General features: G+C 59.9%; 22 protein-coding genes. 13 read left to right on the top strand and 9 right to left on the bottom strand.

From position 1 onward, the window contains the following. Positions 1-29: 29 nt before the first annotated feature. From HYI44_RS18230 to HYI44_RS18210, 5 genes are all read right to left on the bottom strand, one after another. On the bottom strand, positions 30-731 hold the full coding sequence (locus HYI44_RS18230) for an ABC transporter ATP-binding protein (RefSeq protein WP_122837748.1): 702 nt from the start codon (positions 729-731) through the stop codon (positions 30-32). Next, positions 731-1498 carry a high-affinity branched-chain amino acid ABC transporter ATP-binding protein LivG gene (livG, locus tag HYI44_RS18225; RefSeq protein WP_045061061.1) on the bottom strand — a complete coding sequence of 256 codons (768 nt, stop codon included), beginning with the start codon at positions 1496-1498 and terminating at the stop codon, positions 731-733. Before livG ends, HYI44_RS18230 begins: the two co-directional genes overlap by 1 nt. Beyond that, positions 1495-2751, bottom strand: a complete 1257-nt coding sequence (locus tag HYI44_RS18220) for a high-affinity branched-chain amino acid ABC transporter permease LivM (protein ID WP_045061060.1) — start codon at positions 2749-2751, stop codon at positions 1495-1497. Before HYI44_RS18220 ends, livG begins: the two co-directional genes overlap by 4 nt. Beyond that, a complete protein-coding gene (gene livH, locus HYI44_RS18215; RefSeq protein ID WP_045061059.1) occupies positions 2748-3671 on the bottom strand; it encodes a high-affinity branched-chain amino acid ABC transporter permease LivH in 924 nt (307 codons plus the stop codon). Before livH ends, HYI44_RS18220 begins: the two co-directional genes overlap by 4 nt. A 231-nt stretch (positions 3672-3902) precedes the next feature. Continuing rightward, on the bottom strand, positions 3903-5030 hold the full coding sequence (locus tag HYI44_RS18210) for a branched-chain amino acid ABC transporter substrate-binding protein (protein ID WP_045061058.1): 1128 nt from the start codon (positions 5028-5030) through the stop codon (positions 3903-3905). 351 nt (positions 5031-5381) lie between these two features. Between HYI44_RS18210 and HYI44_RS18205 the strand changes: the two genes are divergently transcribed. Both HYI44_RS18205 and HYI44_RS18200 read left to right on the top strand, forming a co-directional pair. Then, on the top strand, positions 5382-5687 hold the full coding sequence (locus HYI44_RS18205) for a DUF2288 domain-containing protein (RefSeq protein WP_225570127.1): 306 nt from the start codon (positions 5382-5384) through the stop codon (positions 5685-5687). A gap of 229 nt (positions 5688-5916) precedes the next feature. Then, positions 5917-6810, top strand: coding sequence for an NAD(P)-dependent oxidoreductase (locus HYI44_RS18200; RefSeq protein WP_225570126.1), 894 nt, complete (start codon positions 5917-5919; stop codon positions 6808-6810). Here the strand turns inward: HYI44_RS18200 and HYI44_RS18195 are convergent. Next, complete coding sequence (locus tag HYI44_RS18195; protein ID WP_225570125.1) at positions 6701-8983, bottom strand: putative bifunctional diguanylate cyclase/phosphodiesterase; 2283 nt, start codon at positions 8981-8983, stop codon at positions 6701-6703. The two genes, HYI44_RS18200 and HYI44_RS18195, sit on opposite strands and share 110 nt — an antisense overlap. A gap of 281 nt (positions 8984-9264) precedes the next feature. Between HYI44_RS18195 and HYI44_RS18190 the strand changes: the two genes are divergently transcribed. Continuing rightward, the gene (locus HYI44_RS18190) at positions 9265-10614 is read left to right on the top strand and encodes a spinster family MFS transporter (RefSeq protein WP_122837752.1); all 1350 of its coding nucleotides are present in this window, start codon (positions 9265-9267) and stop codon (positions 10612-10614) included. Between the two features lie 160 nt (positions 10615-10774). Here HYI44_RS18190 and rapA read toward each other — a convergent pair whose 3' ends face one another. Further along, positions 10775-13621, bottom strand: coding sequence for an RNA polymerase-associated protein RapA (rapA, locus tag HYI44_RS18185; protein ID WP_045061052.1), 2847 nt, complete (start codon positions 13619-13621; stop codon positions 10775-10777). Positions 13622-13885: 264 nt separating this feature from the next. On the opposite strand from rapA, the gene HYI44_RS18180 reads away from it, so the two are divergent. From HYI44_RS18180 to ccoM, 3 genes are all read left to right on the top strand, one after another. After that, positions 13886-14227: an aspartate-semialdehyde dehydrogenase gene (locus tag HYI44_RS18180; RefSeq protein ID WP_122837753.1), complete on the top strand. Its 342-nt coding sequence runs from the start codon at positions 13886-13888 to the stop codon at positions 14225-14227. Between the two features lie 94 nt (positions 14228-14321). Next, positions 14322-14483, top strand: a complete 162-nt coding sequence (locus tag HYI44_RS18175) for a hypothetical protein (protein WP_007959203.1) — start codon at positions 14322-14324, stop codon at positions 14481-14483. A gap of 143 nt (positions 14484-14626) precedes the next feature. Beyond that, on the top strand, positions 14627-14743 hold the full coding sequence (ccoM, locus tag HYI44_RS29405) for a cytochrome c oxidase subunit CcoM (protein ID WP_007906619.1): 117 nt from the start codon (positions 14627-14629) through the stop codon (positions 14741-14743). Between the two features lie 160 nt (positions 14744-14903). Here ccoM and HYI44_RS18170 read toward each other — a convergent pair whose 3' ends face one another. Beyond that, positions 14904-16379, bottom strand: coding sequence for an inorganic phosphate transporter (locus HYI44_RS18170; RefSeq protein WP_205893099.1), 1476 nt, complete (start codon positions 16377-16379; stop codon positions 14904-14906). Positions 16380-16743: 364 nt separating this feature from the next. Next, on the bottom strand, positions 16744-16944 hold the full coding sequence (locus HYI44_RS18165; RefSeq protein WP_007903846.1) for a hypothetical protein: 201 nt from the start codon (positions 16942-16944) through the stop codon (positions 16744-16746). Positions 16945-17597: 653 nt separating this feature from the next. On the opposite strand from HYI44_RS18165, the gene pcaR reads away from it, so the two are divergent. The 7 genes from pcaR (at position 17598) to pcaG (ending at position 24323) form a co-directional block, all read left to right on the top strand. Continuing rightward, entirely contained in the window at positions 17598-18440 is an 843-nt protein-coding gene (pcaR, locus tag HYI44_RS18160; RefSeq protein ID WP_122837755.1) for a pca regulon transcriptional regulator PcaR, read from the top strand. A gap of 141 nt (positions 18441-18581) precedes the next feature. Continuing rightward, a complete protein-coding gene (locus HYI44_RS18155; RefSeq protein WP_122837756.1) occupies positions 18582-19928 on the top strand; it encodes an MFS transporter in 1347 nt (448 codons plus the stop codon). A 260-nt stretch (positions 19929-20188) separates the two neighbouring features. Then, a complete protein-coding gene (locus HYI44_RS18150; protein WP_045061045.1) occupies positions 20189-21046 on the top strand; it encodes a CoA transferase subunit A in 858 nt (285 codons plus the stop codon). Next, positions 21046-21825 carry a CoA-transferase subunit beta gene (locus HYI44_RS18145; protein WP_045061044.1) on the top strand — a complete coding sequence of 260 codons (780 nt, stop codon included), beginning with the start codon at positions 21046-21048 and terminating at the stop codon, positions 21823-21825. Before HYI44_RS18150 ends, HYI44_RS18145 begins: the two co-directional genes overlap by 1 nt. Beyond that, positions 21822-23030, top strand: coding sequence for a 3-oxoadipyl-CoA thiolase (gene pcaF, locus HYI44_RS18140; RefSeq protein WP_225570196.1), 1209 nt, complete (start codon positions 21822-21824; stop codon positions 23028-23030). The genes HYI44_RS18145 and pcaF overlap by 4 nt, the downstream gene beginning before the upstream one ends. Before the next feature lie 20 nt (positions 23031-23050). Continuing rightward, positions 23051-23755 (top strand): protocatechuate 3,4-dioxygenase subunit beta, encoded by a 705-nt coding sequence (gene pcaH, locus HYI44_RS18135; protein WP_045061042.1) that lies wholly within the window; start codon positions 23051-23053, stop codon positions 23753-23755. A 1-nt stretch (position 23756) separates the two neighbouring features. Beyond that, positions 23757-24323: a protocatechuate 3,4-dioxygenase subunit alpha gene (pcaG, locus tag HYI44_RS18130; RefSeq protein WP_122837760.1), complete on the top strand. Its 567-nt coding sequence runs from the start codon at positions 23757-23759 to the stop codon at positions 24321-24323. Positions 24324-24446: the final 123 nt, after the last annotated feature.

Below are 24446 nucleotides of genomic sequence, written 5' to 3'. Positions count from 1 at the left end.
CCTCCGGCAGCTCCTACAGGGTATTGTGCTTAGCCGCCCAGATACGCCTCGCGTACTTTCGGATCGGTCAGCAGTGCTTCACCAGTGCCTTGCATCACCACCCGACCGTTCTCCAGAACGTACGCTCGGTCAGCGATTTTCAGCGCCTGGTTGGCGTTCTGCTCCACCAGGAAAACCGTGACGCCATCCTTGCGCAGCTGTTCGATGATGTCGAAGATCTGCTGGATGATGATCGGTGCCAAACCCAGTGACGGCTCGTCCAGCAGCAGCAGCTTGGGCTTGCTCATCAGCGCGCGGCCGATGGCGAGCATCTGCTGTTCGCCGCCGGACATGGTGCCGCCACGTTGACTGAAGCGCTCCTTCAGGCGGGGGAAAAGTCCGAGGACCTTGTCCATCTGTTCCTGGTAATCGCCCTTGTCGGTGAAGAATCCGCCCATGGCGAGGTTTTCTTCCACGGTCAGGCGAGCAAACACTCGACGGCCTTCCGGTACCACTGCAATGCTCTTGCGCATGATCTGCGCTGAAGTCTGCCCGACCAGTTCCTCGCCCATGTAGCGAATACTGCCACTGTGAGCTTGAGGTGAACCGCACAACGTCATCAGCAAAGTGGACTTGCCGGCGCCGTTGGCACCAATCAGGGTGACGATTTCGCCCTGGCGGATTTCCACATTGACGCCGTGCAAGGCCTGGATTTTGCCGTAGAAGGTGGAAACGTTTTCGAACTGCAGCATTACGCTTCCCCCAGGTAGGCTTTGATCACTTCAGGATTATCGCGGATCTGTTCCGGCGTGCCGTCGGCCAGGGGAGTGCCCTGGTTGATGACGACAATGTGGTCGGAAATACTCATCACCAGCTTCATGTCGTGTTCGATCAACAGCACGGTGACGTTGTGCTCTTCACGCAACACGCCGATCAGCGCCTTTAGGTCTTCGGTTTCCTTGGGGTTCAGGCCTGCAGCCGGTTCGTCGAGCATGAGGATCCGCGGGCGGGTCATCATGCAGCGGGCGATTTCCAGGCGACGTTGCTGACCGTAGGCCAGCGTGCCAGCCGTTCGGTTGGCGAATTCCCTGAGGTTGACCTTGTCCAGCCAGTACTCGGCAAATTCCATCGCCTCGCGCTCGCTTTTGCGGAACGCCGGGGTCTTGAACAGACCGGCCAGGAAGTTGGTGTTCAGGTGACGATGCTGGGCGATCAGGAGGTTCTCGACCGCCGTCATGTCCTTGAACAACCGCACGTTCTGGAAGGTTCGCACCACGCCTTTACGGGCGATCTCATGCCCGGCCAGGCCTTCGATCGCCTGGCCGTCGAGCAGGATGCTGCCACCGCTCGGCTTGTAGAAGCCGGTCAGGCAGTTGAACACCGTGGTCTTGCCGGCGCCGTTAGGGCCGATCAAGGCGACGACCTGTTTTTCCTTGACGGTCAGGGCCACGCCGTTGACCGCCAGCAAGCCGCCGAAGCGCATGCTCAGATTTTCGACTTTCAGGATCTCGCGGCTCATTTGCGCAGCTCCATGTGAGGACGTTGCATGGGCAGCAGACCCTGAGGACGCCAGATCATCATCAGCACCATCAAGGCACCGAACATCAACATGCGGTATTCACTGAATTCGCGCATCATTTCCGGCAGCAGGATCATCACCACGGCAGCCAGGATCACCCCCAGCTGCGAGCCCATGCCACCCAGAACGACGATGGCGAGGATGATCGCCGACTCGATGAAGGTGAATGACTCGGGCGTGACCAGGCCCTGGCGGGCAGCAAAGAAACTGCCGGCAAAACCGGCGAAGCTGGCGCCCAGGGTGAAGGCCGACAACTTGATGACGGTCGGGTTGAGGCCGAGTGCACGGCAAGCGATCTCGTCTTCACGCAACGCTTCCCAGGCACGGCCGATTGGCATGCGCAACAGGCGATTGATGACGAACAGGGCCGCCAGGGCCAGCAACAGCGCAACCAGGTAGAGGAAAATTACCTTGTTGATCGAGTTGTATTGCAGCCCGAAGTACTCATGGAACGTCTGCATGCCTTCGGCCGCTTTGCGTTCGAAGGTCAGGCCGAAGAACGTGGGCTTCTCGATGTTGCTGATGCCGTTCGGGCCGCCAGTGATGTCCGTGAGGTTGCGCAGGAACAGACGGATGATCTCACCGAAGCCCAGGGTCACGATCGCCAGGTAATCACCCCGCAAGCGCAGAACCGGGAAGCCGAGCAGGAAGCCAAAGGTGGCTGCCATCAGGCCGGCGACCGGCAGGCAGACCCAGAAGCTCCAGCCCAGGTAGTGCGACAACAGCGCATAGCTGTAGGCACCGACGGCGTAGAAACCGACGTAACCCAGGTCGAGCAGGCCTGCGAGACCGACCACGATGTTCAGGCCCAGGCCCAGCATCACGTAGATCAGGATCAGGGTCGCAATGTCCACCGCGCCACGGGAGCCGAAGAACGGCCAGACCAGGGCACCGATGATCAAAGCGATGATGATCCAGCGCTGAGTGGTCGGCAGGGTCAGGAAGTTGCTGGCCTTGGCCGGAATCAAGGGCATGGACGGCGAGGATTTCCAGGCCTTGCTGATCGGGTCGTCGAACAGCACCCGCAGGAACATGAGTGCCGAGCAGATCGCGATGATTGCAAGGGTCATGTTGCTGGTGCCGTGGACTTCCAGGTTGATGCCGACGATGGTCAGTTTGAGGCCGAGCACCGGATAGGCAACTGCCCAGACCAGGAGCGCGCTGAAGAGCGCTTGCTTAAGATTCTTAGTCATACCTTTTCAACCTCCGGACGGCCCAGGATGCCGGTCGGCCGGAACAACAGAACCAGAACCAACAAGCCGAAAGCCACGACGTCCTTGTACTGGTCGCCGAAGATATCGGCACCAAAGGCTTCCGCCACCCCAAGCACCAGTCCGCCGAGCATGGCGCCGGGAATGCTGCCGATGCCGCCAAGTACCGCAGCGGTAAAGGCCTTGAGGCCAACGAGGAAGCCGGCGTTCGGGTTGATCACGCCGTATTGCATGCTCAACAACACGGCTGCAATGGCTGCCAGCGCCGCACCGATGACGAAGGTCAGGGCAATGATGTTGTTGGTGTTGATACCCAGCAGGTTGGCCATCTTGATGTCTTCGGCGCAGGCGCGGCAGGCGCGACCCAGTCGGGAACGGGAGATGAACATCGTCAGGCCGAGCATGGCGACCAGGGTCACCACGAACACGACGATCTGCATGTACGAAATCAGCACTTCATGTGCACCACCTGGCCCGAATGAGAGATTCCCGGGGATCAGGTTGGGGATGGATTTGTCCTTGGAGTCTTGCGACAGCAGAACGGTGTTCTGCAGGAAGATCGACATGCCGATGGCCGAGATCAGCGGAATCAGACGGTTGCTGCCACGCAATGGGCGATAGGCAATCCGTTCGATGCTGTAACCGTAGGCACTGCAGACGACGATGCTCGCGATGAAACCGGCAGTCATCAGCAGCGGGACGCTGTCGAGTCCCATCATGGCCAGGCCTGCGATGGCGATGAACGCCACGTAGGAGCCAATCATGTACACCTCGCCGTGGGCGAAGTTGATCATTCCAATGATGCCGTAAACCATCGTATAGCCGATGGCGATCAGGGCATACGTGCTGCCAACGGTGAGGCCGTTAACCAGCTGTTGGAAAAAGTGATAGATGTCAGGCATTACAGCGCTCCTAAAAACCTGATACGCATTTCACTGGTGGAGTCATTTTCCCGCCCGATCCCGCGGATCTGCATCCACTTCGAATTCGGGGTTTGCCAGCGAACCGCTGATGACGGTTTTGAGATTTTCAGGTGGGGAGACTTGCGGATCACGCAAGCGCGGCCCAGTACATTCGTAAAACAAAGCCCACGGCACGCCGTGGGCTTTGTGGGCAGTCAGTCAGGCAAGGCCTTACTGAGGCGAAGCTTCAGTTTTAGGTTTGCCGAAGTGCCACTCGTAAACCACAAATTTGAAGTCTTTCAGGTCGCCCTTGGCGTCGAAGCTCAGGTCGCCAGTCGGGGTTTTGAAAGTGCCAGCGTGAATGGCTTCAGCCACTTTTGCCGGGTCTTCGCTCTTGGCGGCAGTGATGCCACCGACAATGACTTCAACAGCCGAGTAGGAAGGGAACACGAACGGACCGCTCGGATCTTCTTTCTTGGCTTTGAACGCGTCAGCCAGGGCAATGTTGGCAGGGTCCTGGTCGAAGGATTTCGGCAGGGTGACTAGCAGGCCTTCGGACGCGTCCTTGGCGATCTGCGAAATGGAGTCGTTACCCACGCCTTCCGGACCCATGAACTTGGCTTTCAGGCCTTTTTCCGAGGCTTGACGCAGGATCAGGCCCAGCTCCGGGTGGTAGCCACCGTAGTAAACGAAGTCGACGTTGGCTTGCTTGAGCTTGGCGATCATCGAGGAGAAATCCTTGTCGCCGGCATTGATGCCTTCGAACACGGCCACCTTGGTGCCTTTCTTCTCGAGGGTTTGTTTCACGGCGGTAGCGATGCCTTCACCGTATTGCTGTTTGTCGTGCAGGACGGCAACGATTTTCGGCTTCACGTGATCGGCAATGTAGTTACCGGCTGCAGGGCCCTGGGCGCTGTCGAGACCGATGGTGCGGAACACCATCTTGTAACCACGGGAGGTGATGTCCGGGCTGGTGGCGGCCGGAGTGATCATGATCACGCCTTCGTCTTCGTAGATGTCCGAAGCCGGTTGAGTGGAGCTGGAGCACAGGTGGCCGACTACGAACTTGACGCCGTCGTTGACGACCTTGTTCGCTACCGCTACCGCTTGTTTTGGATCACAGGCGTCATCGTATTCAACGGCTTCGAGTTTCTTGCCGTCTACGCCGCCTTTGGCGTTGATCTGCTCGATGGCCATTTTGGCGCCACTGAACTGCATGTCGCCGTACTGGGCTACAGGACCGGTCTTAGGGCCGGCAATGCCGATCTTGATGGTGTCAGCTGCGAACGAATGGCTGGCAACCCCGGCCAGAACCATAGCGGCAAACAGTTTGGAAATCTGCTTAGTAGCCTTAGTCATAGTGCTCCACTCTTACTGTTGTAGTTTTTATAGTCCTGGCGCCGTAGCAGCAGAACCGGGTCAGATATCGTCGATACCCTCCGGAAATGCCCCCGACAACTGTACCGGTACAGTGTAGAGCGCCGATTGTCAGCCTGGGAAGGCAGCGCCGGGGGGCAAAACCAGAGGGTGTCGCTTAATTGAAAGAAAAATACAGAATCGCGGCGGGATGTTAGCTGGCTAATAGCTTGATTCACCTGCATTCCTTGGCTTTCCTGCGGTTTTCAATCGGTGAAGCAAATTGCATCCGGGTTTTGCTGCCAGACCATCGACGTTTATCATTCGCGTCGATTTCTTTTCCGGACAGAACCCATGAATCAAGAACCTAGCACCCTCTATGCCAAGCTGCTTGGTGAGACCGCATCTATTACCTGGAAAGAGCTTGAACCCTTCTTCGCCAAGGGTGCCCTGTTATGGGTCGACCCGGCTCTGGATTTGATCGCCGCGGCCGAGGCGGTGGCGGTTGACGAAGGTGAGAAAGTGGCTGCCTGGCTGGCCGCCGACAAACTCGCCAAGCTCTCTGAATCGCGGGCGCTGGATCTTTTCGAGCGAGATCCAGAGCTGTGGGCCGTGGTGGTTTCGCCGTGGATTCTGATCCAGGAAAGGGCGGGCGAATAAACCTCTGCGCTTTATTGGTGCATGAGCTGCTTGCTGGAAAGTGTGTAGGCCCGTAGCGTGATGGCATGTTGCCGTGGAGAAAGGCCACATCGAACGCGTGGAGAGGGTGACGCGCACGTAACGGGAACAGTTGGCTGACCCGCCATTGGTCGATTTAATTGTTTCCAGATGTTGGCCCGGTTCGAGCACACCAGGCTTTTTTACCCCTGTTCAATTGGAGGAACCACCCGTGGCAACTTTACCTTCCTTGGGATTTGCCGGTATCGGCCTGATGGGCTTGCCGATGTGCCGACGATTGATGGCGGCGGGCTTTGCGTTGACTGTGTGGAATCGCAATCCGGACAAGTGCTTGCCGCTGGTCGAGGCCGGGGCGCGACAGGTTTCGACGCCGGCCGAGCTGTGTGCGCACGCGGACGTGGTCATGCTTTGCCTGGCGGATACTGCAGTGGTGCGCGAAGTGGTGTTTGGCGCGGCAGGCATCGCCGAGGGTGCGAGAAACGGCCAGTTGCTGGTGGACTTTTCCAGCCTCGAGCCTGCGGCCACCAGGGAAATGGCCGCTGCGTTGAACGCATCAAGGGGCATGCAATGGCTGGACGCGCCAGTGTCTGGTGGCGTGGTGGGCGCCGAAGCGGGGTCGCTGGCGATCATGGTCGGCGGCGCGGCATCAGACCTTGAACGGGTCAGGACTGCATTGCTGAGCATCGGCCAGCGGGTGACCCACATGGGGGGCGTCGGCGCGGGGCAGGTGACCAAGGCCTGCAACCAGATGATCGTTGCCTGCAATGCATTGGTCATTGCCGAGGTGGTGGCCTTGGCCGAGCAATCCGGCGTTAATGCCAGCCTGATTGCCGAGGCGCTGGCAGGGGGGTTCGCCGATTCGAAGCCGTTGCAGATCCTTGCGCCGCAAATGGCCGACAACCGTTTCGAACCGGTGAAATGGCACGTTCGCACACTGCTCAAGGATCTCGACACCGCCGTGAAATTATCCCGCGAACAGGGGGCCGCGACACCCCTCAGCGCACTGGCCGCGCAATTGATGCGGTTGCACGGGAGTAAGGGCTTCCTGGAAAAGGATCCGTCGACGTTAGTGCAGATGTACCGCGAGCCTGGCCCGAGGGAATGACCGGGCTCGAATACTGGCGCTGGTTGATTTCGTTAAGGACGGGGCGCAGTTCAGCCAGCGGAACCGGGCGACTGAGCAAGTAGCCCTGGACGAAATCACAGCCGTAGCGCTCCAGGAATTCGTATTGCTCCAGCGTTTCGACGCCCTCGGTGACAACCTGCAAGTGCAGGGTATGGGCCATGATAATGATCGCCTGGACGATTTCCATGTCCTGGGTCGACTCGGGAATCTCCTGGATAAATGACCGATCTATCTTCAAGGTGTTGAGCGGCAGGCGTTTGAGATAGGCGAGGGAGGAATACCCGGTGCCGAAGTCGTCGATCGACAAGGATACCCCCAGCGCACGAATCTGGCGCAGCAACACCAGCGTGTTGGCGATGTTGCCCATCAGCGCATTTTCCGTGACTTCCAGTTCCAGCCGTTGCGGGGCTACACCGGCGACCCGCAACGCCTGTTCGATTTCATCGGCGAGTTCCTCGCGCGCCAGGTTCAGCGGTGAACAATTCACCGCGATCCTGAGTGCTTCGCAGCCCTGGCGGGACAATTCACTCAAGTCTTCGCAGGCTTTGCGCAGCACCCAGTTGTCCAGTTCCGCAATCAGGCCGTTGGCTTCGGCGATGGTGATAAACCGCTCTGGCGAGAGCAGGCCATGCACCGGATGCTGCCAGCGCACCAGGGCTTCGAGCTTGCTCACCAGCCCGGTCTTGAGGTCGAAGATCGGTTGGTAATACAGCATCAGTCCGGTGTTCTCGCGCAGGGCGTGACGCAGTTCTTCTTCCAGTTGCAGTTCCAGCGTTGCACGGGTCTTCAGGTTCGCGCTGAAGAAATTCAGGCCGTTGCGGCCATTGCCCTTGGACTGGTAGAGCGCCAGGTCGGCGTTTTTCAACAGTTCTTCGCAGGTGCTGCCATCTTCGGGAAACAGGCTGATGCCAATGCTGGTGGTCATCACCATGCGCCGTCCCGCCAGCTCGATGGGTTCCTTCATTTTCATCATGATGCGCTGGGCCATTTGCCGGGCTTCTTCACGGTCGTGCAACCCAATGAGAATGCAGAACTCATCACCGCCGAAGCGTGCCACCACATCTTCATGGCTGCGTACCGAACTCTTGATGTGACTGGCCAGGACCTTGAGCAATTCGTCGCCGGCGTCATGGCCGAGGCTGTCGTTGATACGTTTGAAGTGGTCGATGTCCAGGAACACTACCGCGAGCATGCCGCCTTCCTTGGTCTTTTCGCTGAGCTTCTCGGCGAACAATTGGTTGAACCCGCGGCGGTTGACCAGGTTGGTCAGCGCGTCGTAATGCGCCACCTGCTGCAACGACATCCGTGCCTGGTCGAGTTGGCTGAGCAAGGCGTTGACCCGTTGCAGGTCGTGCTCCTTGTGCTGCAGCTTTTTGTCGGCCAAGGCCGCGCTGATACTGCTGCCGATGATCAGCAGCGTCATGACGGCCACGGTGAGTCCCAGTTGCAGGTGATCGTTTTCTCCAGGCGGCGTCAGGGCACTGCCTGCAGGCAGCACCATATTGAACGCGGCCATGCCGGTGAAGTGCATGCTGAAGAGACCGGCGCCAAGCACCAGGCTGGCGGTGTATTTCTTCAGTTGATGGGGCAGGCCCATGCCGCCGCGCAACTGCCGGGCGATCAGCAGGGCGGCAAGGCCGGCCAGCATGGCGATTAGCACAGACAGTGTGAACAGCGTCGGCTCGAAGTAAGCGGCGGCTTCGGAGCGCATGGCACCCATGCCGACGTAATGCATGGCGGCGATGCCCAGGCCAATGCACACCGAGGCTCCTACGTAACGCCACAGGGTTTGTTGCGCCTGGCTGAGGGTGAGCATCACCAGCCATGAAGCGAGCAGGGCAATCAGCAGGGAGGCGAGGGTAATGGGCAGGGCGTAATGGATCTCGACAGGCGCTTGAAACGCGAGCATGCCAATGAAGTGCATGGCCCAGATTCCACCTGCCAGGCAGGCAGTTCCTGTCAGGCTCCACAGGCGCCGGGATTCCGCCTTCTGTGCATGATCCACCCGTTCGGCCATGTCCAGCATGGCAAAGCTGCCAACGCACGCAACCACGTATGCCAGCAGCACTAGAAACGGATTGTGGGTGCAACTCAGGATTACCTGTCCACTGTCTGGTAGGCCGGTAATGAAAGGCAAACCAAGCCATTCCATAGCATTTCCCGTTTGTCGTCATCCTGGCTGCCGCCACTGCTGCAGGCGGGTTGCCTTGGAGTATAGAGCGCACGGCGGAAGCGCAAGCCGTGGTGGCAGTTTGGCGTCAATCGATTTGGAATGAGTATTAGAGCGTTTGGCAATAATCAAATCGCGCGGGCATTGGGCTCTTCATGGCCGCCTATCAGCTTAACGAATAATTACAGACAGCTTGTGCAGGCGTGACTAGATTGCATGTTCCGGGGGCAGTTAAGCCCCATAACAATAAAAGAGACGGAAGCATGCAGAACTCGACCCAAGCGGCGAATGCGTGGCGCATTCTGTTCCTGTTGTTCCTGGCCAACCTGTTCAACTTTTTCGACCGCACCATCCCGGCCATCATCATCGAGCCCATTCGCATGGAATGGCACTTGAGTGATTTTCAGCTGGGGATCATCGGTACGGCATTTACCATCGTCTATGCAATCGCCGGCCTGCCCCTTGGGCGAATGGCCGATACCGGTTCACGGGCCAAGTTGATGGGGTGGGGGCTGGCGGCCTGGAGCGGGCTGACAGCGGTCAATGGCCTGGTCGGCAGTTTCTGGACGTTTTTGCTCGTGCGTATGGGTGTTGGTATTGGCGAAGCCAGTTATGCACCGGCGGCCAATTCGTTGATCGGCGACCTGTTCCCGGCGCACCGGCGTGCCCGGGCGATGGGTATCTTCATGCTGGGCCTGCCACTGGGTCTGTTGCTGGCTTTCTTCACCATCGGCTGGATGGTCAAGACCTTCGACAGCTGGCGTGCGCCGTTTTTCATTGCCGCAGTGCCGGGCCTGGTTCTGGCGGTGTTCATGTTTTTCATCAAGGAACCCAAGCGTGGTGCCGCGGAAAGCGTGCAGGTGTCCCAGGAGCGCGTCGAGCGGCCAATCCGTCGGGTATTGGCCGTGCCGACGTTCCTGTGGCTGGTGATGGCAGGGTTGTGCTTCAACTTCGCAACTTATGCCTGTAACTCATTCCTGGTGCCGATGCTGCAACGCTACTTCCTGATGCCACTGCATGACGCTGCGGTGGCGACCGGGGTGATTGTCGGTGTCACCGGGTTGTTCGGCCTGACCCTGGGCGGGTTGGTCGCTGACAAGATCCACCAGCGGGTCGCCAATGGGCGGCTGCTGTTTGCAGCCTTCAGCCTGATTGTCTCGACCGTATGCACTGCCTGGGCCCTGCACGCCGGGCGAATCGAGATCGGACTGTTTGTCGGGGTATTCAGCCTGGGCTGGCTGTTTGCCTACAACTTCTACACCTGCGTCTACACCGCTATCCAGGACGTGGTCGAGCCGCGCTTGCGGGCAACGGCCATGGCGCTGTTTTTTGCCGGCTTGTACCTGCTCGGCGGCGGATTGGGGCCGGTGGTGGTCGGTGGGCTGTCCGATCACTTCGCCCACACGGCGATGCTGGCGGCTGGCGCCGGGCAGATGACCGAAGCGTTCAAGGCGGTAGGCCTGCACGACGCGATGTACCTGATACCGGTGGCGCTGTTTTTCACCATGGTGTTTCTATTCATGGCTTCGCGGTGTTTTGTGCGGGATGCGAAGCGGATGAAGGATGGGTTGGTGGCTGTGGTCGAGCCTGGGGTTTCGGCGGCGACTGCGTAATTGCAATCACGAGCAGGGCATCACCGGCGCGAGCATCGACTTTTGCAGGAGCGAGCTTGCTCGCGAAAAAACTCAACGATAACGCGTGAAGCCTGGTAAACGCGGTGTCTATGAGTTCTTCGCGAGCAAGCTCGCTCCTACAAAAAAAGCGCCAGAGGGCTTACCCCGCCACCAGCACCCGAATCGCTTCCAGTCGCAACGCAGCCTTGTCGAGCATGGCCAGGCCTTGCTCGCGTTGTTTGCGCAGTGCGACCAGTTCGCTGTCGCGTACCGTCGGGTTGACCGCTTGCAGGGCGGTCAGGCGTGCCAGTTCCTCGTCGGTGTCGGCGGCCAGGCGGCGCTGGGCTTCGGCGACGCGCTCGGCATGGCGCGGGAAGATCTTTTCTTCACCGGCGTTGATCCGTGGCGTCAGCTGGTCACGCTGGGCCTGGATGAACTTGTTGGCGCTGGCCCGAGGAACGCTTTCGAGCTGGTCGTTGAGGGTTTCGAACGCTACGCGAGCCGACAGGTCGTTGCCGTTGGCATCGAGCAGGCAGCGCAGGGCGGCTGGCGGCAGATAGCGCCCCAGCTGCAGTGAGCGCGGCGCCACCACTTCGCTGACGTAGAGCAGTTCCAGCAACACGGTGCCAGGTTTGAGCGCCTTGTTCTTGATCAGCGCCACGGCGGTATTGCCCATCGAGCCGGACAGCACCAGGTCCATGCCACCCTGGACCATCGGGTGTTCCCAGGTGATGAATTGCATGTCTTCGCGAGACAGCGCCTGGTTGCGGTCGTAGGTGATGGTAACGCCTTCGTCGTCGCCCAGCGGGAAGCTGGCGTCGAGCATTTTTTCACTCGGCTTGAGGATCAGCGCGTTTTCCGAATGGTCTTCGCTGTCGATGCCGAAGGCGTCGAACAGGGTTTCCATGTAGATCGGCAGGGCGAACTGATCGTCTTGCTCAAGAATATCCTCGACCAGTGCATCACCTTCGCCGGCACCGCCGGAGTTGAGCTCCAGCAAGCGGTCGCGGCCGGTGTGCAGCTCGGCTTCCAGGCGCTCGCGCTCGGCGCGGGCTTCGTCGATCAACGCTTGCCACTCGCCGTCGTCGGCATTTTCCAGCAACGGCAGCAGGCGCGAGCCGAACTGATGCTGCAGCGCGTTGCCGGTCGGGCAGGTGTTGAGGAACGCGTTCAGGGCCTCGTGGTACCACTGGAACAGACGCTCCTGCGGACTGGTTTCCAGGTAGGGCACGTGCAGCTCGATAATGTGCTTCTGGCCGATCCGGTCGAGACGACCGATGCGTTGCTCCAGCAGGTCCGGGTGCGCAGGCAGGTCGAACAGCACCAGGTGATGCGAGAACTGGAAGTTGCGACCTTCACTGCCGATTTCCGAGCAGATCAGGACTTGGGCACCAAATTCCTCGTCGGCGAAATAGGCGGCGGCGCGGTCACGCTCAAGGATGTTCATGCCTTCGTGGAACACCGTCGCCGGGATGCCGGAACGCACGCGCAGGGCGTCCTCCAGATCCATCGCGGTTTCGGCGTGGGCACAGATCACCAGAACCTTGGTGCGCTTTAGCATCTTCAGTTGATCGATCAGCCACTCGACACGTGGGTCGAACTTCCACCAGCGCTCTTCTTCATTGGCATCCGGCTGGGCCTGGAAGCTCACTTCCGGGTACAGCTCGGCGTGATCGCCCAGGGGCAGCTCGAGGTATTCGTCCGGGCACGGCAGCGGATACGGGTGCAGTTTGCGTTCCGGGAACCCCTGCACGGCGGCGCGGGTGTTACGGAACAGCACGCGTCCGGTGCCATGGCGGTCCAGCAGTTCGCGAACCAGGCGCGCACTGGCTTCGGTGTCGCCATCGTTGACCGCAGCCAGCAGCGCTTCGCCTTCATTACCGAGGAAACCGTGGATGGTCTTGTGCGCTTCAGGCGACAGACGGCCCTGGTCCAGCAGCTCCTGAACGGCTTCGGCCACCGGGCGGTAGTTTTCGCTCTCGGCGCGGAAGGCGTGCAAGTCGTGGAAACGGTTCGGATCGAGCAGGCGCAGACGTGCGAAGTGGCTGTCCTGGCCGAGTTGTTCCGGGGTGGCGGTCAGCAACAGGACGCCGGGAATGACTTCGGCCAGTTGCTCGACCAGGGAATACTCAGGGCTGGCCTTTTCTTCGTGCCAGACCAGGTGGTGCGCTTCATCGACCACCAGCAGGTCCCAGCCGGCAGCAAACAGCGCGTCCTGGGCTTTTTCGTCGTCCACCAGCCACTCAAGCGCAACCAATGCCAGCTGGGTGTCTTCGAACGGGTTGGTCGCATCGCTTTCGATAAAGCGTTCTTCGTCGAACAGCGCGACCTGCAGGTTGAAACGGCGACGCATCTCTACCAGCCACTGGTGCTGCAGGTTTTCCGGAACCAGGATCAGCACGCGGCTGGCGCGACCCGAGAGCAATTGGCGATGGATCACCAGGCCGGCTTCGATGGTTTTACCCAGGCCTACTTCGTCCGCCAGCAGAACCCGAGGGGCGATGCGGTCAGCGACTTCGCGGGCAATGTGCAATTGGTGGGCGATTGGTTGCGCCCGAACGCCGCCCAGGCCCCACAAAGAGGACTGCAGCTGACGGCTGGTGTGTTCCAGCGTGTGGTAGCGCAGGGAGAACCAGGCCAGCGGGTCGATCTGCCCGGCGAACAGACGGTCGCTGGCCAGGCGGAACTGAATGAAGTTCGACAGCTGGGTTTCCGGCAGGGTGACGGTTTCGTTCTGCGCGTTGAGGCCGTGGTAGACCAGCAGGCCGTCGACATCGTCGACTTCCTGTACGGTCAGTTTCCAGCCTTCGAAGTGAGTGATCGAGTCACCCGGAGAAAACCTCACGCGGGTGAGGGGCGCATTCCGTAGCGCGTACTGGCGGGTATCGCCAGTGGCCGGATAGAGCACGGTCAACAAGCGGCCGTCCTGTGCCAGAACGGTGCCCAAACCCAGCTCGGCTTCGCTGTCACTAATCCAGCGTTGCCCCGGTTGATACTGCTGCGCCATGCTGCCTGACTCCCACCTTGAAAAAGCGGGCTATCTTAACGGAATGAGGGCTCCAGGCCAAAGGATAACGCGTGCAGGCGCTGACGGAAGCGGCGATCTTTTGATCCTGGTGGAACGTCTGGCTCAGGCGTTGTCCGATAAATGACAGTCCAATCGCCCAAGCCCGCCGCCACCGCGCAAGTGCCAACCGGGTCACAGTTTGCGTGAGCTGGCTCAAGTCGCGGTCCCCGCAGCCGACAGCCTGCTGACAGGAGAACAAAAATCATGCTGCCACCGATGCTCCCATTGAGTGCCGTGCCGATCACTTCACAGCAGGACCCGGTTCGCCAGCGCCCGGACATCGCGCCCGTGACCCCGGTACAGCAGACCTCCAGCGACAGCACGATCGACCTGCAGCAGCGCGACGCCGAGGAAGCAGCATTTCAGCTGCGCGAAGAACAGCGCCGTCAGCAGCAGCGAGAAAAGCGTCGGCGAGAAGCCGATGGCCAATCTGATCAGCATTTGCCGATTCCCGGCTATGAGTTGAACGCGGACAACACGGTGCCAGTGGCGCCGTTGATCGAAGACGAGCCGAGGCAGGGTTTGTGGGTCGATATCGAGATCTGATGCCAGTACTGGTCAGCGTCGTCGTCAGGCTCCATTATTGGCGCGAACATGCGTGCAAGCGCAGCACCTTTAAACGATGCGATGTATTGAAGACATGAGCCAGGACGACAAACTGATCGATCTCAACACTGAACGCGCCAAGCGGGTTCATGACCTCAACGAGAAGCGCCTGAATGAAGTGCGCCAGGCATTCGAGCAGGCTATGCCTTTGGGAAAACCCAAGAAGAAGCCGAAGAACAAACCGAAAAAGCGTTAAGCCCCCCTGCATTGTTTGATGCAGGTCAGTTTTGCCTCTCCTTTACGCCCAGTCTCGGGCGACATTGATCCCGGTCAATTTTCTCTCCTGCCCGATTGGTTAACTTAGCCCTATCGCAACAGGGCAAGTGCTGGAGGCCAGTCATGTTTTTCGACAACGTGGTGATCGCCGGAGTGCTGACAGTCGGCCTCATGGTTCTGTTTTTTGCAGGGTTTGGATTTTTCATCTGGAAAGACTCGCACAAACGGAAAAAACCGTAGGTCTTTCTGGAAAAAATGAGCACGCAAGGCATTTTGGGCAACTTCGGTTGCCCTTTTTTTTGCCCGCGAAACGGCCGGGGCTACGTAGGGTTGATGGTTGTTTGCAGGCATAAAAAAGGCGCGAACCTCACGGGACGCGCCTTTTTTGTGCCGCTGACTATCAGCTACCCAGCGCCTTCGACGCCAGCCAGAACAGGCCGGCCGACAAGCCTACCGTTGCCGGCAGGGTCAACACCCAGGCCAGCAGGATGGTTTTCACGGTGCCGCCTTGCAGGCCACTCTTGTTCGCGACCATGGTACCGGCCACGCCCGAGGACAGCACGTGAGTGGTGGAAACCGGCAGGCTGAAGATGTTTGCCATGCCGATCAGGCTCGCGGTGGTGATCTGCGCCGACATGCCCTGGGAATAGGTCATGCCCTGCTTGCCGATTTTCTCGCCGATGGTCAGTACCACGCGCTTCCAGCCAACCATGGTGCCCAGGCCCAGCGCCAGGGCGACCGCCAGGATGACCCAGAACGGGGCGTATTCGGTGGTGGTGGTCAAGTCCTTGCGCAGCTTGTCCAGGTCGGCCTTTTCACGGGCGGCCAGGCCAGGCAATTTGCTGACTTTCTTCGCCGTGTCATCCAGGCAGAGCAGGTAGCGACGTACTTCGATGCGACTGTCCGACGGCAGCGAGTGGTAGTCGGAAACACCTTTCAAAGTGCCGAGCAGGGCGGTGATGGTCGGTTCGGTCTGTTGCGGGTTGCACCGGAATTTCTCCGGCAGATCGCCTTCCACGCTCTTGCCCAGGGCCAGGAACTCGCCCAGGGTATCGGCATTGCGCTTGTAGAACTGGCTCAAATGCAGGGTCGCGTCGCGAGTCCGTTCGATCTGGTAAGTGGTGCTGCCCAGGTCGAGTACGAATTGCGCCGGGACGATACCGATCAGCACCAGCATGATCAGGCCGATACCTTTCTGGCCGTCGTTGGAACCGTGCACGAAGCTTACGGCCATGGCCGAAATAACCAGGACCAGGCGGTTCCAGAAAGGCGGGTGTTTTTTGTCGTCGATCTTGCGGCGCTGTTCCGGCGTCTTGTGCATTTTCGACAGCGGGCGCCACCATTTCAGGCCGATCAGAATCAGTGCGGCGATCAGGAAACCGGCCATTGGCGAGAAGACGAGGGAGGCGGCGATGTCGATCGCTTTCTGCCAGTTCACACCGTCTGCCAGCGGAATGTCGTTGATCAGGGCGTTGGCCAGGCCGACACCGAGGATCGAACCGATCAACGTGTGGGAGCTGGAGGCCGGGATGCCGAAGTACCAGGTGCCCAGGTTCCAGGTGATGGCTGCGGCAAGCAGCGAGAACACCATGGCCAGCCCGTGACCGGTGTTCACATTGATCAGCAGTTCTACCGGCAGCAGATGGACGATGGCATACGCCACGCCGACACCGCCCAGCAGCACGCCGAGAAAGTTGAACACACCGGAAAAGAACACCGCCAGATGGGGCGGCATGGCTTTGGTGTAAATAACGGTGGCCACCGCGTTAGCGGTGTCATGAAAGCCGTTGATGAACTCGAAGGCGAGGACAAAGGCCAGGGCGAGCAAGAGGCTCACGAGCACCCAAGCATCCAGTCCGCTGAATAAATCGATCATGAAGGTTTTCTGACCCGGTCGTAAGGGGGCGCGATTATGCCAGAAAAGGATGGAAATCGATGCACTAGCTGCTCATCGGTAACATTCTTCAACGATTTAGTTTGCGCTTAGCGGTGCCTCGGCGGGTTTTGCAGGTCGTTGAATCTTAAGGTAAAGGCTGCACACACAGGGTTTCTCCGAGCAACCGGAAAAATATGAACACCCGTAGGAAATTTCTGAAATAAGGGTCAGAAATGAACCTGTCACCTCATCCGGTGGACAAGGTAGCCGCTGCCCGCTCGTAGCGGGCGCGAAGGCATCATCGACTCAAGCCGCTTTTAGCAGGCCCGCATCCAGACCCCTGGAAAGATCAAAGCCCGGCGATTCATGGCTCTTCGGCTTTGAGTTCCTTTTCCATCTTTTGCAGTTCCTGGCTGAACGCCTGATCCTGAACGGTGGCGCGTTTACGCCAGGGTTTACGTTCCGGTTCGGGCTGTGCGGCGTAGGTGGTGACTTCCCCGCCGTAAACTTCCTTGTAACGTTGTTCCTGGCGCTCAAGTTCCGCGCGCAGTTCGTCTTTCGTCACAGTGCTACCTGTATGAGTTGAGATTGATTCTGGTGAAACGCACTGCACAGCGGTATCGAGTGCAGTCGGCGTCAACCCGGGAGGTTTTCGTTGGCGAGAGCATTCAATACGGGTTACAGGCGGCCACGGCACCAGAGATAAACAGCTGACGTAGCATCAGTCTCCAGTTTCAGCGAGCGCATTGGCGTTGAATCCAGTGATCAGCGGCAGGCGCTTGCTGCTGGGGGCGACAATGGAACATTGCGCCACCCAATGGTGGACTCGGCAGGTGAGTAGCCGAGTCGCCATTGAATTGTATTATAGCGGCCGTTTCGGAGAACACTATCTCTAAACCGTTAAAACAAGATATTGCGCAAAGTTTGTTTAATACCACATAAGTTTTACCCTGAACTAGGCCGTTCAGGGTATGTATTTTGTGACGCTGTCTTTCTGACGCCATTGTAGCCGGCAAGTTCGCAGGCAATTGCCCAGCCTTAGTTGTACGAGAGTTCCGTTCCAGGAAAACTCCCGGGGCTCGTCAGCTGTGTGACCGGCAGAGGTTTGCGATAATCGGTTGATGGTTCGATAATCGCCCGATGTTGACCGGTGTCTCTTGTGCACCGTACCGGAGCCGCTTGTAATGGCTCCCGAATCGTGTGGGAAAAGGACCTGATATGAACGACCAAATGCGCAACTCCTTCGCTTCAGTGGCGCCGCCCATAGTCGCGTCTCCCGCCAAACGCATCCAGGCGCTGACCGGTGACCCGGATTTCATGACGTCGCTGGCCCGCGGCCTGGCGGTTGTGCAGGCCTTCCAGGAGCGCAAGCGCCACCTGACCATTGCCCAAATCAGCCACCGCACGGAAATACCTCGCGCTGCAGTGCGACGTTGCCTGCACACGCTGATCAAGCTCGGCTACGCCACCACGGACGGGCGCACCTATTCACTGCTACCCAAAGTCCTGACGCTCGGCCATGCCTACCTGTCATCCACGCCGCTGGCGGTCTCCGCCCAGCCATATCTGGACCGCATGAGCGAGCAACTGCACGAGGCCTGCAACATGGCCACGCTGGAGGGCGATGACATTTTGTACATCGCGCGCTCGGCGACCACCCAACGGCTGATCTCGGTCGACCTCTCGGTGGGCGGGCGGCTTCCCGCCTATTGCACCTCGATGGGCAGAATCCTGTTGGCCGCACTGGACGACACTTCGCTGCGCGAGTACCTCGATCACGCCGAGTTACAGGCCAAGACCAGCCGCACCCTGCACACCCCCGAAGCCTTGCTCGAATGTTTGCAAGAGGTACGGCAACAGGGCTGGTGCATCGTCGACCAGGAACTCGAACAAGGCCTGCGCTCGATCGCCGTTCCCGTGTATGACGCCTCCGGGCAGGTGGTGGCGGCATTAAACGTCAGCACCCACGCTGGCCGGGTCAGTCGCAACGAACTCGAACAGCGATTCCTGCCTGGCCTGCTCAGTGCCAGCCGCGACCTCAGCAGTCAGCTCTTTGCCTAGCCCACAGCTGCGAAGTGTTCGATAAACGCACAGACTCGCGTTTATCGAATTGACGCTGTTTCCCCGGGATCATTAATGTCGCCGCAGCGCCAGCACAAGGCTGGCACCTGTTCGACTGCGTTCTTGCGTGGAATAAAAATAATGAACCAGCCCCAGTCTGTTGTAGGTAACTGCCTCGACGTGCAGTCCTTCATCAATGCCCAACCCATTTCACGCTACCAGTGGCGAGTGGTGATCCTGTGTTTCCTGATTGTCTTCCTCGATGGCCTTGACACGGCGGCCATGGGTTTCATCGCGCCGGCCCTGTCCCAGGACTGGGGGATCGATCGGGCCAGCCTCGGCCCGGTAATGAGTGCCGCGCTGATCGGCATGGTGTTTGGCGCATTGGGCTCCGGCCCGCTGGCTGACCGCTTCGGACGCAAAGTAGTGCTGGTCGGTGCGGTGGTGCTGTTCGGCGCATTCAGCCTCGCGTCGGCCTACAGCACCAACGTCGACCAACTGCTGGTATTGCGGTTTCTCACGGGCCTGGGCCTGGGTGCCGGGATGCCTAACGCGACCACACTGCTGTCGGAGTACACCCCGGAGCGCAAAAAATCCTTGCTGGTGACCAGTATGTTCTGCGGTTTCAACCTGGGCATGGCGGGCGGCGGGTTCATCTCGGCCAAGCTGATCCCCATGTTCGGCTGGCACAGCCTGTTGTTGATTGGCGGGGTCCTGCCGCTGATCCTCGCCGTTGTCTTGTTGTTCTGGTTACCGGAATCGGCGCGTTACCTGGTGGTACGCAATCGCGGCACCGATAAAGTGCGCAAGACCCTGGCGCCCATCGACCCGGTCGTTGTCGCCCAGGCTGCAAGCTTCAGTGTGCCGGAACAGAAAACCGTCAAAGCCCGCAACGTGTTTGCGGTGATCTTCAACGGTACCTACAGCACCGGCACGTTGCTGTTGTGGCTCACCTATTTCATGGGGCTGGTGATTGTCTACCTGCTGACCAGCTGGTTACCGACCTTGATGCGCGATAGCGGCGCCAGCATGGAACAGGCCGCCTTCATCGGCGCGTTGTTTCAGTTCGGCGGGGTATTGAGCGCCGTAGGAGTGGGCTGGGCGATGGATCGCTTCAATCCGCACAAGGTCATTGGCACTTTCTACCTGCTGGCCGGGGTGTTTGCCTACGCGGTGGGACAGAGCCTGGGCAACATCACTCTGTTGGCGACCTTGGTGCTGGTGGCCGGGATGTGCGTTAACGGTGCGCAGTCGGCCATGCCGTCGCTGGCGGCGCGGTTTTACCCGACACAGGGGCGGGCGACCGGCGTCTCGTGGATGCTGGGTATTGGTCGCTTCGGCGCGATTCTCGGCGCATGGATGGGTGCGACGTTGCTGGGCCTGGGCTGGAACTTCGAGCAGGTGCTGACGGCGCTGGTGATACCGGCGGCATTGGCGACGGCGGCGGTGGTGATCAAGGGCATGGTCAGTCATGCGGATGCGACCTGAACCGGGTTGCGGCCCGCTAAAGATCGCCGCCTGCGGCAGCTTCTACGTGTGCGCGAAGTCCGGCAGGAGCTGCCGCAGGCGGCGATCTTTAGCGGGCCGCGCAAACGATAGCCGAACAACAATCTGTTCGATAAACGAACACTCAGTCGATTATCGGATTGTTTGGCCCATTGCGCAGGCTTACTCTTCAGTGACTCCGGCGCTGCGCATCGCGCCCTTTTCATCCACTGTCGGTTCATTACAAAACGGGAGCCTGCCCCATGGCTGAAATCCTTTCGCTGCACGAAGCAGTGAAGCAATTCGTAAACGACGGCGATACCGTCGCACTCGAAGGCTTCACTCACCTGATCCCTACGGCGGCGGGTCACGAAATCATTCGCCAGGGCAAGAAAGACCTGACGCTGGTACGGATGACACCTGACCTGATCTACGACCAGTTGATCGGAGCCGGATGCGCGCGCAAGCTGATTTTCTCCTGGGGCGGCAACCCTGGTGTTGGCTCGCTGCACCGTTTGCGTGACGCGGTCGAGAAGCAGTGGCCACACCCGCTGGAAATCGAAGAACACAGCCATGCCGACCTGGCCAACGCCTACGTTGCCGGCGCCTCCGGGCTGCCTTTCGCAGTGCTGCGCGCCTACGCCGGCTCCGACTTGCCCAAGGTCAATCCGCTGATCAAGACGGTCACTTGCCCCTTCACTGGCGAAGTATTGGCCGCGGTGCCTTCGGTACGCCCGGACATCACCGTGATCCATGCACAGAAAGCCGATCGCAAGGGCAACGTATTGCTCTGGGGTATTCTTGGGGTGCAGAAAGAAGCCGCGCTGGCAGCCAAGCGTTGCATCGTCACCGTTGAAGAAATCGTCGACGACCTGAACGCGCCGATGAACTCCTGCGTGCTGCCCACCTGGGCGCTCAGCGCGGTCTGCCACGTACCGGGCGGTGCGCATCCGTCCTACGCCCATGGGTACAACGAGCGGGACAACCGCTTTTACCAGGCCTGGGATCCGATCGCCCGTGACCGTGAGACTTTCACCGCATGGATCAACGAATACATCCACGGTAGCGCTGACTTCAGCGAGTTCCAGGCCAAGCTGGCCGCTGCTTCGGAGGCCAAGTAATGACTTACACCACCAATGAAATGATGACCGTCGCTGCCGCCCGCCGCCTGAAAAACGGTTCGGTGTGTTTCGTCGGCATCGGCCTGCCTTCCAAAGCCGCCAACCTGGCACGCCTGACATCGTCGCCTGATGTCGTGCTGATCTACGAATCCGGCCCGATCGGTGCCAAGCCCAGTGTGCTGCCGCTGTCCATTGGTGACGGTGAGTTGGCGGAAACTGCTGACACTGTCGTCCCCACCGGTGAGATCTTTCGCTACTGGCTGCAGGGCGGGCGCATCGACGTCGGCTTCCTCGGCGCCGCGCAAGTCGATCGCTTCGGCAACATCAATACCACCGTGGTCGGCGACTACCATTCACCAAAGGTCCGTCTGCCGGGTGCCGGCGGTGCTCCGGAAATTGCCGGCTCGGCCAAGAGCGTACTGATTATCCTCAAACAGTCGTCACGCTCGTTCGTCGACAAGCTGGACTTCATCACCTCGGTGGGTCATGGCGAGGGCGGCGATTCGCGTAAACGCCTGGGCCTGCCGGGTGCCGGTCCTGTAGGAATCATTACCGACCTGTGCATCATGGAACCTGAAGAGGGCACTCACGAATTCGTGGTGACCGCATTGCACCCAGGCGTGACCCGCGAACAAGTGGTAGCGGCCACCGGCTGGGCCATTCGTTTCGCCGAAACCGTCGAGCACACCGCCGAGCCTACTGAAGTCGAACTCAAGGCGCTCAGGGATCTGGAAGCCCGCACCGCAGCGGCCCACGGCCAAGCCCCCGGAGAAGCCTGATGCGTGACGTTTATATCTGCGACGCGATTCGTACCCCTATCGGCCGCTTCGGTGGCGGACTGTCGGCGGTCCGCGCTGATGACTTGGCCGCCGTGCCGATCAAGGCGTTGATGGCGCGCAATCCATCAGTCGACTGGAGCGCAGTGGACGAGGTATTCCTCGGCTGTGCCAACCAGGCCGGCGAAGACAACCGCAACGTCGCACGCATGGCCTTGCTGTTGGCCGGGCTGCCGGAGTCCATTCCGGGCGTTACGCTCAACCGTCTCTGCGCTTCGGGTATGGACGCCATCGGCACCGCGTTTCGGGCGATTGCCAGTGGTGAAATGGAACTGGCCATCGCCGGCGGGGTGGAGTCGATGTCCCGGGCACCGTTCGTGATGGGCAAGGCCGATGCCGCGTTTTCTCGCAGCATGAAGCTGGAAGACACCACTATCGGCTGGCGTTTCATCAACCCGTTGATGAAAGCCCAGTACGGTGTGGATGCAATGCCGCAGACTGCTGACAACGTCGCCGACGATTATGAAGTCTCGCGCGAAGATCAGGACGCGTTCGCCCTGCGCAGCCAGCAACGGACCGCCGCTGCCCAGGCAGCCGGCTATTTCGCAGAAGAAATCATCGAAGTGCGCATTGCCCACAAAAAGGGTGAAACAGTGGTCAGCCAGGACGAGCATCCTCGCGGCGACACCACCCTGGAAACCCTGGCCAGGCTCAAACCGGTTAACGGTGCGGACAAAACGGTTACTGCCGGCAACGCTTCAGGCGTAAACGACGGCGCAGCGGCATTGATCCTGGCATCGGCCGACGCTGTAAGGAAACACGGCCTGACGGCTCGTGCGAAAGTGCTGGGGATGTCGAGTGCCGGTGTTGCACCTCGGGTCATGGGCATCGGCCCGGTGCCGGCGGTGCGCAAATTGACCGAACGCCTGGGCCTGGCCGTCAGCGACTTCGACGTGATCGAACTCAACGAAGCATTTGCCAGCCAGGGCCTCGCCGTCCTGCGCGAGCTGGGGTTGGCGGACGACGCACCTCAGGTCAACCCGAACGGCGGCGCCATTGCCCTGGGCCATCCGTTAGGCATGAGCGGTGCGCGCCTGGTACTCACGGCCTTGCATCAACTGGAAAAAACCGGCGGCAGCAAGGGCCTGGCGACCATGTGTGTCGGCGTCGGCCAAGGCCTGGCCCTGGCGATTGAACGCGTCAGCTAACAAGAACAGAGGAAAGCGTAATGACTGACAAGCCTGGTTACCGCCGCCCGCAGGAGGGCACTCAACCGGCCTACCTGCACCCGGCCTATCAATCCACCAACCTGCGCGCGCCGTCGCAGCCGTTGGTGTTTTTGCCGCACTCGTTGTCGGAAATCACCGGTCCGACCATCGGTGCCGAGCGTATCCAAGCCCAGGACAACGACCTGACCGCGCAACATTCGGGCGAACCCCAGGGTGAGCGCATCATTGTCCATGGTCGCGTGCTGGACGAAGACGGCCTGCCGGTGCCGGGTATCCTGGTGGAAATCTGGCAGGCCAACGCCGCCGGGCGCTATAACCATGCGCGTGACCTGCACGACGCGCCGCTGGACCCGAACTTCACCGGCACCGGTCGCACCGTGACCGATGCTGAAGGCTGGTACCAGTTCCAGACCATCAAGCCGGGTGCTTATCCGTGGGGCAACCACCACAATGCCTGGCGCCCTGCGCATATCCATTTCTCGCTGTTCGGGCCAAGCATCCTGACGCGTCTGGTCACCCAGATGTACTTCCCGGGCGACCCGCTGCTGGCGTATGACCCGATCTACAACTGCGTACCGGATACCAGCGCCAAAGAGCGCTTGATCGCCAGTTTCGATCTGGAGAAAACCATCCCTTCCTATGCCCTCGGTTACCGCTGGGACATCGTTTTGCGCGGCCGCGAAGCCACGCCGATGGAGAAATAAGATGACGCTCAACGCGACCACATCCCACACCGTCGGACCCTATTACCACATCGGCCTGACGTGGCTGAACCGCGAAGACCTGACCGTCGAACAGACCTTGGGCCAGCGCGTCGCGATCAGCGGGCAGGTGGTGGACGGCAACGGAGACTTCGTCAACGACGCCATGCTGGAAATCTGGCAGGCCAATGCCGCTGGCAAATACGATCACCCGGAAGATGACCAGGCCAAGGCGCTGGACCCGAACTTCGAAGGCTTTGGCCGGGTACCGGTGGATGCCCAGGGGCGCTTCCGCTTTACCACGATCAAGCCAGGTACCGTGCAAGGTCTGAAAGGCACGACCCAGGCGCCGCATCTGGTGGTGCTGGTGTTCGCCCGCGGGCTGGTGAAGCATCTGCTGACACGGATTTACTTCGATGGCGAGCCGGCGAACGTTGATGATTCGCTGCTGGAGTGCGTACCTGCGGAGCGCCGCAGCACCTTGCTGGCGAAGCAGGACGCGGCGGGCGTGTACCAGTGGAATGTAATTTTGCAGGGCACTGAAGCGGAGACGGTGTTCTTCGATTATTGAGCACCCCGCAAATGCTAATCCCGTGCGGGTTGCCCACACGGGATTGCCTTGCCTGATGCATCTGCGGAACGGGACTGTTGCAAAGTATGTCTAGACTGTCACTGTCCCCAAAGAGTGAAAAAC

It is taken from the genome of Pseudomonas sp. Y24-6 (assembly GCF_020295325.1).
GTDB lineage: Bacteria > Pseudomonadota > Gammaproteobacteria > Pseudomonadales > Pseudomonadaceae > Aquipseudomonas > Aquipseudomonas gregormendelii.
The sequence above is the reverse complement of the archived record's forward strand: the minus strand, read 5'-3'. Positions and strand labels throughout refer to the sequence as shown.